The organism is Streptomyces sp. NPDC005438 (genome assembly GCF_040606315.1).
Lineage (GTDB): Bacteria > Actinomycetota > Actinomycetes > Streptomycetales > Streptomycetaceae > Streptomyces.
Genome location: NZ_JBEXEP010000033.1, coordinates 1 through 1,841, shown reverse-complemented (window position 1 = coordinate 1,841; position 1,841 = coordinate 1). Strand labels below are relative to the sequence as shown.

1 rRNA gene is annotated in these 1,841 nt (G+C 56.5%); it reads right to left on the bottom strand.

The annotated features are described in order from the left end of the window. Positions 1-41: 41 nt before the first annotated feature. A 23S ribosomal RNA gene (locus ABZT14_RS25555) occupies positions 42-1,841 on the bottom strand; the annotation flags it as partial.

Here is a 1,841-nt window from a genome sequence, read left to right as displayed (position 1 = left end):
AGGTTGTTGCCTCAGAAACCACACAGTGAACGCGAACAGCAATGGACAAGCCCTCGGCCTATTAGTACCAGTCAACTCCACCCCTCACAGGGCTTCCATCTCTGGCCTATCAACCCGGTCGTCTCCCGGGAGCCTTAACCCCACAACGGGGGTGGGAGTCCTCATCTCGAAGCAGGCTTCCCGCTTAGATGCTTTCAGCGGTTATCCCTCCCGAACGTAGCCAACCAGCCATGCCCTTGGCAGAACAACTGGCACACCAGAGGTCCGTCCGTCCCGGTCCTCTCGTACTAGGGACAGCCCTTCTCAAGACTCCTACGCGCACAGCGGATAGGGACCGAACTGTCTCACGACGTTCTAAACCCAGCTCGCGTACCGCTTTAATGGGCGAACAGCCCAACCCTTGGGACCGACTCCAGCCCCAGGATGCGACGAGCCGACATCGAGGTGCCAAACCATCCCGTCGATATGGACTCTTGGGGAAGATCAGCCTGTTATCCCCGGGGTACCTTTTATCCGTTGAGCGACGGCGCTTCCACAAGCCACCGCCGGATCACTAGTCCCGACTTTCGTCCCTGCTCGACCCGTCAGTCTCACAGTCAAGCTCCCTTGTGCACTTACACTCAACACCTGATTACCAACCAGGCTGAGGGAACCTTTGGGCGCCTCCGTTACTCTTTAGGAGGCAACCGCCCCAGTTAAACTACCCACCAGACACTGTCCCTGATCCGGATCACGGACCCAGGTTAGACATCCAGCACGACCAGAGTGGTATTTCAACAACGACTCCACACACACTAGCGTGCATGCTTCACAGTCTCCCACCTATCCTACACAAGCCGAACCGAACACCAATATCAAGCTATAGTAAAGGTCCCGGGGTCTTTCCGTCCTGCTGCGCGAAACGAGCATCTTTACTCGTACTGCAATTTCACCGGGCCTATGGTTGAGACAGTCAAGAAGTCGTTACGCCATTCGTGCAGGTCGGAACTTACCCGACAAGGAATTTCGCTACCTTAGGATGGTTATAGTTACCACCGCCGTTTACTGGCGCTTAAGTTCTCAGCTTCGCCACACAAAATGCAGCTAACCGGTCCCCTTAACGTTCCAGCACCGGGCAGGCGTCAGTCCGTATACATCGCCTTACAGCTTCGCACGGACCTGTGTTTTTAGTAAACAGTCGCTTCTCGCTGGTCTCTGCGGCCACCAGCAGCTCCAGACGCACAGTCCTTCACCACCAATGGCCCCCCTTCTCCCGAAGTTACGGGGGCATTTTGCCGAGTTCCTTAACCATAGTTCACCCGAACGCCTCGGTATACTCTACCTGACCACCTGAGTCGGTTTAGGGTACGGGCCGCCATAAAACTCGCTAGAGGCTTTTCTCGACAGCATAGGATCATCCACTTCGCCACAAACGGCTCCGCGTCAGGCCTCACCCACAAAGAGAGCGGATTTCCCTACCCTCCGGGCCACACCCTTACCCCGGGACAACCATCGCCCGGGCTGGACTACCTTCCTGCGTCACCCCATCACTCACCTACTACAAGTCTGGGTCACCGGCTCCACCACTCCCCCAACCCCACAAGGAGGCCAGAGGCGGCTTCACGGGCTTAGCATCGCCTGATTCAATGTTTGACGCTTCACAGCGGGTACCGGAATATCAACCGGTTATCCATCGACTACGCCTGTCGGCCTCGCCTTAGGTCCCGACTTACCCTGGGCAGATCAGCTTGACCCAGGAACCCTTAGTCAATCGGCGCAAGAGTTTCCCACTCTTGTATCGCTACTCATGCCTGCATTCTCACTCGTGAACCATCCACAACTACCTTACGGCGCTGCTTCAC